The sequence below is a fragment of the Enterobacter sp. Li2LvB3 genome (assembly GCF_056156645.1).
This window is the reverse complement of record NZ_JBSICG010000046.1, coordinates 1-7,415: the sequence shown is the minus strand read 5'-3', so window position 1 is coordinate 7,415 and position 7,415 is coordinate 1. Positions and strand designations below refer to the sequence as shown.

Sequence of the window (7,415 nt, the reverse complement as noted above, 5' to 3'; positions counted from 1 at the left end):
AGGGTGAGGGGAGTACAGACCGCACCTTACCCACTCTGTGATAAACTTCGTGCAATTCCTTTTGATTGCACGAGTACCTCATGAAACGTGAACTTGCTATCGAGTTTTCCCGCGTAACCGAAGCCGCCGCTCTGGCGGGCTATAAATGGCTGGGTCGTGGCGACAAAAATACCGCAGACGGTGCGGCTGTCCATGCCATGCGCATTGTGCTTAACCAGGTCAATATCGACGGCACCATTGTGATTGGTGAAGGCGAGATCGACGAAGCGCCGATGCTCTATATCGGTGAAAAAGTCGGGACCGGCAAAGGCGATGCTGTAGATATCGCAGTCGACCCTATCGAAGGCACTCGCATGACGGCCATGGGCCAGGCCAACGCGCTGGCGGTAATGGCGGTGGGTGATAAAGGCTGCTTCCTCAACGCGCCGGATATGTACATGGAAAAGCTGATTGTCGGCCCTGGCGCGAAAGGCGCTATCGACCTCAGCCTGCCGCTGGACGAGAACCTGCGTAATATCGCTGCCGCTCTGGGTAAACCGCTCAGCGAGCTCACCGTCACCATTCTGGCGAAACCGCGCCACGACGCCACCATTGCGCAGATGCAAAAGCTTGGCGTGCGCGTGTTCGCCATCCCGGACGGCGACGTTGCCGCCTCTATTCTGACCTGTATGCCGGACAGCGAAGTGGATGTGCTTTACGGCATCGGCGGCGCGCCAGAAGGCGTGGTGTCTGCTGCGGTGATCCGCGCGCTGGATGGCGATATGCAGGCCCGACTGCTGCCGCGTCATGATGTCAAAGGCGACAACGCAGAGAACCGTCGTATTGGCGAAGAAGAGCTGGCTCGTTGTGAAGCCATGGGCATAGAAGCCAATAAAATCCTGGCGCTGGATGAAATGGCCCGCAGCGATAACGTGGTCTTCTCCGCAACCGGGATCACCAAAGGCGACCTGCTGGACGGCATCACCCGTAAGGGGAATATGGCTACCACCGAAACGCTGCTCATCCGGGGCAAATCGCGCACCATTCGCCGTATTCAGTCCATTCACTATCTCGATCGCAAAGACCCGGACGTGCAGACCCACATTCTGTAAAACCGTTTGATCGATAGAGCTTTCCGGCCCGAACGGGCTGGAAATTTTCACGACAAGTACGGAAGATAGAAGAGAGAAACAGCACAGGAGAAGATCATGGCGGACTGGGTAACAGGTAAAGTCACAAAGATACAATTCTGGACCGATGCGCTATTTAGTCTCACCGTCCATGCCCCTATCCACCCGTTTACGGCCGGACAATTTGCAAAGCTGGGGCTGGATGTCGATGGCGAACGCGTGCAGCGCGCTTACTCTTACGTCAACGCGCCAGATAACCCGGATCTTGAGTTCTATCTTGTCACCGTCCCGGACGGCAAACTCAGCCCACGCCTTGCTGCGCTGAAGCCCGGCGATGATGTACAGATTGTGAGCGAAGCGGCGGGCTTCTTCGTGCTGGATGAAATCCCGGAGTGCGACACCCTCTGGATGCTAGCTACCGGCACGGCGATTGGCCCCTATCTTTCTATCCTGCAATACGGTAAAGATCTGGAGCGCTTTAAAAATATCGTGCTGGTTCATGCCGCGCGTTATGCCGCTGATTTAAGTTATCTGCCGCAGATGCAAGAGCTGGAACAGCAGTATGGCGGGAAGCTGAAAATTCAGACCGTGGTCAGCCGCGAAACCGCAGCAGGCTCGCTCACCGGGCGTGTTCCGGCGTTGATTGAAAGTGGCGCACTGGAAAATGCGGTTGGTTTGCCGATGAACGCCGAAACCAGCCATGTGATGTTGTGTGGTAACCCACAGATGGTCCGGGATACACAACAGCTTCTGAAGGACACCCGGCAGATGACGAAACATCTTCGCCGCCGGCCGGGCCATATGACCGCCGAACACTACTGGTGATCAGCGGTACTTCACCTCAAGGGTATCTTTCCCGTATTTGTTCTCGCTCTGGGTGCCGATAAACGCGCCCAGATCGACAAACATCATGACAAAGATAATGGATGGCAACAGCCGCCCCACAACCCAGGGGAGGATCGACGGCAGTATTGCCCAGTTACCGGCCACCAGCATCCACGCCAGAATAATCAGAAATGCCCATGCGCCGGAGCGACCGCGATCGTGCAGGCGTTTTACCACCACGGCCGCCGTTGGCCACAGCAAACAGACCAGGGCAAATGCCGCGGTTTGCGTGCTCAGCCATGCATTGTAGGCAACGAAAAACAGAAGCAGCATGGCAACGACCCACGTCACCATCCAGATCCAGAAATCACGGCGTCCAATACGCCCTTTGAATGAAAACAGCCACTGCTGTATGGTCATGTAAGGTTCCTTCATTATTATATAGTGCGCATTTTACCCTGGAGTTGTGACCTTTTGACAAGCCGACCAGATATCGTTTTAATCATGAGCAATTACGGCCAGGGGCAATATTGATGAAAATTTGGGCTTACTCCCTTTTATTGTGTTTAGCCATGCCAGGCGCCAGCCTCTCTCTGCACGCCGCCGAAACCACTGCTCCTGCCACTGCGCCGTACCTTCTGGCGGGAGCACCGTCGTTCGACCAGTCAATTAGCGCGTTTCGCGAAACCTTCAACCATAACAACCCAACGCTGCCACTGGATGAGTTCCGCGCGATTGATAGCGCTCGCGATACGCCGACGCTGACGCGCGCCGCCAGTAAGATTAACGAAAATCTGTATGCTTCAACCGCACTTGAACGCGGTACGTTAAAAATCAAAAGCATGCAGATAACCTGGCTGCCGATTCAGGGACCAGAACAAAAAGCGGCAAAGGCCAAAGCGCTGGAGTACATGAGCGCCATCCTGCAGGCCTTTACCCCTGCTCTGACCAAAGCGCAAAGCCAGCAAAAGCTGCAAAAACTGCTGACTGCCGGTAAAAACAAGCGCTATTACGCCGATACGGAAGGCGCCATTCGCTATGTTGTCGCAGATAACGGCGAAAAGGGACTGACCTTCGCTGTTGAACCGATTAAGCTGACACTATCTGACTCACTCGGAGGGGCGAATTAATGACAAAAAGCAAAGCCTTTCGAGGGAAAATCTCTATACTGATTCACAGACCATGCTGCCCGTCAGGGTGGCCATATTCCTTAATTCGCTTATTTAGCGTGGAGAATTGAAATGCGACATCCTTTAGTGATGGGTAACTGGAAACTGAACGGCAGCCGCCACATGGTAAACGAACTGGTTGCTAACCTGCGTAAAGAGCTGGCTGGCGTAACTGGTTGCGCGGTTGCTATCGCTCCGCCTGATATGTACCTGGATCTGGCTAAACACGCGGCTGACGGCAGCCACATCGTTCTGGGTGCACAGAACGTTGACGTTAACCTGTCTGGCGCATTCACCGGTGAAACCTCCGCTGAAATGCTGAAAGATATCGGCGCGAAATACATCATCATCGGTCACTCAGAGCGTCGTACTTACCACAAAGAATCCGACGAGTTCATCGCGAAGAAATTCGCTGTGCTGAAAGAGCAGGGTCTGATCCCGGTTCTGTGCATCGGTGAAACCGAAGCAGAAAACGAAGCAGGCAAAACTGAAGAAGTGTGCGCACGTCAGATCGACGCAGTGCTGAAAACTCAGGGTGCGGCAGCATTCGAAGGCGTGGTCATTGCTTACGAGCCAGTCTGGGCTATCGGTACCGGCAAATCAGCAACCCCTGCGCAGGCTCAGGCTGTTCACAAATTCATTCGTGACCACATCGCTAAAGCAGACGCGAAAGTGGCTGAACAAGTCATCATCCAGTACGGCGGTTCCGTAAACGCGGCTAACGCTGCTGAGCTGTTCACTCAGCCAGACATCGATGGCGCGTTGGTTGGCGGCGCATCCCTGAAAGCTGACGCTTTCGCGGTGATCGTTAAAGCAGCAGAAGCGGCTAAACAGGCGTAATTGCCTTTGTGGCGGGTGGCGCTTCGCTAACCCACCCTACGGTTCTGTAAGCCCGGTAAGCGTCAGCGCCACCGGGCTTTTTTACAGCTGTCCCAGTAGGTTAAACCACAGATAATCCAGCGGTAGCAGCACCAGATACGTTGCAATCGCCAGCGCCAGACAGAGCAGCATCCCCGCCCTTGCAGGCACCTTCCCTAGTCCCATAGCCACCACAATCGGCGATGCCTGATACGGCAGCAGCGGCGTGGAATAACCCAGCACCTGAATCATAATCACCGACAGCAGCGGGAAGCCGGTCGCGTCGGCAAAACTCTGCGCCAGCGTGGTATACAGCGCCGGTACGCCGTTGGCGGTCATAATGAAGTTGAGCGCCGTGGTGATCCCCGTCAACGCCAGGAAACTGGTAAAGGGTTTATCTGCGTCCAGCGGCATGACCCGCAGCAAGGCTTCGCCAACGGCAGTGCCAATCCCGGTCTGCGTCACGACAATCGCCAGCCCAAGAATGCCCGCCACATAAATACAGGTACGCATGTTCACACCTGTCGAAAACTCTTCCCCGGTGATAAAACCAACACGCGGCAGCAGCACAATGACCGATGCCGCCAGCCCCGTCCAGGCGGGCCCAATACCGTGCCAGCTCTCCGTCACCCACATTCCCAGCACCACTGCCAGCAGCCAGGCGAGACGCTTTTCATCCCGCCCCATCGGTTCAGACGGTGCCATATCCCGCGCGGGTTTTGGGCTACCCGGAAATAACCAACAGATAAGGCCAATCAGAATTAACCCTTTCAGAATGCCGAGTACCGGCGTATGCAGCAGCAGATACGGCACATAGTTCAGGTGAATACCGTATGAGCCTTCTGCCGCACCGCTCATCACCAGGTTTGGCACGTTAGCAGGCAGGATAGTGGCCGAGAGCTGGAAGGTGCCAAACCCGACGGCCAGCGCCAGGCCAAACCATGCGCGAGAGCCGTCGGCGATGCCGGCGCGTTTTGCCATCGCCGCAACAATCGGCATCAGCAGCGCGATACGCCCCATGTTTGACGGCATGACAAATGCCAGCGCGTAGCTCAGCAGCACTACGCTTGCCACCATCAGCACCCAGGAATCGGTCAGCCTGGTTGAAAGCGCCCGCGCGGCCCTGTCTGCCAGACCGGTTTTGCGGATCGCTACGCCGAGCACAAACCCGCTGAATACCAGCCAGAACGCCGACGAGGCAAAGCCGCCGAAGATCACCTCCGGCGGGGCAATTTTGGCGGTCATCGCCGCCGTGAAAAACAACAGCGCGGTGATAAATTCCGGCAGCAGCGACGTCGCCCACAGCACGATGGTGACGCCAACAATCGATGAGGGAAGAAGCAGAGGGTGAGATAACCAGAGCGACATGCCTGTCTCCTGTAGATTTTTTCAGCAAGTCTACGGCGACAGGCATGGCGAGTAAACGCTATTTATGGTGGGGTCAATTCAGGATAGCGCATTGATGATCCTGTAGTTCTTCGGCCGATGCGCGGTTAAGGGCGAACAGATTACGCTCGGTCGCCAGCAGAACGAACGAGCCATCGGACTGCTGGGCCATCGCCAGTGCGAAGCGCCCCATATGGTCGCGCGCCTCTGGCAGCTCTTCTGCCAGCATCATAAATGGGCTGCGCTGAACCAGTTCGTTTTCCGTCACTCTGCGGGCAAGATATTCATGCCCTTCCAGCCCGCCGGGGAACGGCAGCCACTGGGTGCCAATTTGCCCCTGATTCGCATTGAGCTTTTCACGCACGTCAGCACGCAGGCAGGAAATATGGATATGAAAATGGTTCTGCGTGCGCCCGGTTGGGGAGTTGATGGTCAGCGAGATCGCGCTATCAGGCACGTCGGCGCCACGTCTGAGCGTCATAAAGCTACGCGACTGCCACGCCAGCCAGAAGAAATTCGGCGTGTGAGGCTCAGTTAACAGCGGGCTTTCCGTGCCGTTAATGCGGTACGTCGGCATCAGCAAATATTGCAGCGGCCCGTTGCGATCTTTAAACACCACGTACCCCGCATCCGGCTTCACCTGTGCACAGGGCGCCGGGTTTCGGTGTTGTATCTGGTTGGGCACACACTGATCGAGAACGATATGGCGTAAGGCGTTCGGGTTACCGGACTTCATCCAGAACCAGCCACCCGCGGCAAGCGCGAGGATAATTAGCACCAACAGAATGATTTTTTTCACAACGCGTTCCCTGTATCCAACTGAAGTGAAAGAGTAACGCAAAATGATGACCAAATAAAAAACCCGGTGGATTTCTCACACCGGGTCACCGTGTCGTTCTTTGCGAAACGCTTAGCGTTTGCTGATCTGGTCGAAAGTACCGCCGTTAGAGAAATGCTCTTTCTGCGCTTTCGTCCAGCCACCGAACTCGTCATCAATGGTGAAGAGCTTCAGTTTCGGGAATTCGTTTTCGTATTTCTTCGCAACAGCCGGGTCACGTGGACGATAGAAGTTTTTCGCCGCAATTTCCTGGCCTTCTGGCGAGTAGAGATACTTCAGGTAGGCTTCAGCCACTGCTTTGGTATCTTTCTTCTCAACCACTTTGTCGACCACAGAAACGGTCGGCTCCGCGAGGATAGATTCGCTTGGGGTCACAATTTCGAATTTGTCTTTACCCAGTTCGTTGGTGGCCAGCAGGGCTTCGTTTTCCCATGCGATCAGCACATCTCCAATACCGCGCTCAACGAAGGTGTTAGTTGCGCCACGTGCGCCGGAATCCAGCACTTCGACGTTTTTAAACAGCGCTTTCACAAACTCCTGAGCTTTTGCCTGGTCGCCGTTGTTGTGGTGCAGGGCATAACCCCAGGCTGCAAGGTAGTTCCAGCGGGCGCCGCCAGAGCTTTTCGGGTTCGGGGTAATGACAGAAACACCCGGTTTAATCAGGTCGTTCCAGTCATGAATTTGTTTCGGGTTGCCTTTACGCACCAGGAAAACGATGGTCGAGGTATATGGCGCGGAGTTGTCCGGCAGGCGTTTGATCCAGTTTTTATCAATACGGCCACGTTCTGCGATCGCGTCAACGTCATAGGCCAGCGCCAGAGTGACCACATCGGCTTCAATACCGTTGATAACTGAGGTCGCCTGTTTGCCGGAGCCGCCGTGAGACTGGCGCACCACGACGTTGTCGCCGGTTTCCTGTTTCCAGTGTGCCGCGAATGCTTTGTTGTACTGCTCGTACAGTTCACGCGTCGGGTCGTATGACACGTTCAGTAACTGGATGTCCTTTGCCAGAACGCTGGTCGATGCCAGCAATAATGTTAAACCCACGCCCCATTTATTCATCGCCCAGCTCTCTTGTGTAGTGTTTTGATGAATGCAGCGTGCCAGAAAGATATCCAATGATTAAAGAATAAAAAAAGATTGGCTATAACGTAGAGGAATAAAAAGGAGAGTGCGGACAAAAAAGCCGGGTGGCGGCTACGCCTTACCCGGCCTACGTGACTGCGAATG

At 55.2% G+C, this 7,415-nt stretch carries 8 protein-coding genes; 4 read left to right on the top strand and 4 right to left on the bottom strand.

All coding sequences use genetic code 11. The features are described from left to right. The first annotated feature begins 80 nt into the window (after positions 1–80). Positions 81–1,091, top strand: a complete 1,011-nt coding sequence (glpX, locus tag ACS603_RS23225) for a class II fructose-bisphosphatase (protein ID WP_182062999.1) — start codon at positions 81–83, stop codon at positions 1,089–1,091. A gap of 96 nt (positions 1,092–1,187) precedes the next feature. Then, positions 1,188–1,934, top strand: coding sequence for a ferredoxin--NADP(+) reductase (gene fpr, locus ACS603_RS23220; protein WP_182063000.1), 747 nt, complete (start codon positions 1,188–1,190; stop codon positions 1,932–1,934). Here the strand turns inward: fpr and ACS603_RS23215 are convergent, their stop codons facing one another. Next, positions 1,935–2,354 carry a DUF805 domain-containing protein gene (locus ACS603_RS23215; protein ID WP_182063001.1) on the bottom strand — a complete coding sequence of 140 codons (420 nt, stop codon included), beginning with the start codon at positions 2,352–2,354 and terminating at the stop codon, positions 1,935–1,937. A gap of 152 nt (positions 2,355–2,506) precedes the next feature. Between ACS603_RS23215 and ACS603_RS23210 the strand changes: the two genes are divergently transcribed. Continuing rightward, on the top strand, positions 2,507–3,064 hold the full coding sequence (locus ACS603_RS23210; RefSeq protein WP_395676201.1) for a DUF1454 family protein: 558 nt from the start codon (positions 2,507–2,509) through the stop codon (positions 3,062–3,064). Positions 3,065–3,175: 111 nt separating this feature from the next. Continuing rightward, on the top strand, positions 3,176–3,943 hold the full coding sequence (gene tpiA, locus ACS603_RS23205) for a triose-phosphate isomerase (protein WP_315687347.1): 768 nt from the start codon (positions 3,176–3,178) through the stop codon (positions 3,941–3,943). 81 nt (positions 3,944–4,024) lie between these two features. Here tpiA and ACS603_RS23200 read toward each other — a convergent pair whose 3' ends face one another. The 3 genes from ACS603_RS23200 to ACS603_RS23190 all read right to left on the bottom strand — a co-directional run bounded on the left by ACS603_RS23200 (position 4,025) and on the right by ACS603_RS23190 (position 7,247). Beyond that, complete coding sequence (locus ACS603_RS23200) at positions 4,025–5,329, bottom strand: SLC13 family permease (RefSeq protein ID WP_474944996.1); 1,305 nt, start codon at positions 5,327–5,329, stop codon at positions 4,025–4,027. A 73-nt stretch (positions 5,330–5,402) separates the two neighbouring features. Further along, complete coding sequence (locus ACS603_RS23195) at positions 5,403–6,146, bottom strand: CDP-diacylglycerol diphosphatase (RefSeq protein ID WP_474944995.1); 744 nt, start codon at positions 6,144–6,146, stop codon at positions 5,403–5,405. A 111-nt stretch (positions 6,147–6,257) separates the two neighbouring features. Then, positions 6,258–7,247 (bottom strand): sulfate ABC transporter substrate-binding protein, encoded by a 990-nt coding sequence (locus ACS603_RS23190; RefSeq protein ID WP_014072358.1) that lies wholly within the window; start codon positions 7,245–7,247, stop codon positions 6,258–6,260. Positions 7,248–7,415 lie beyond the last annotated feature (168 nt).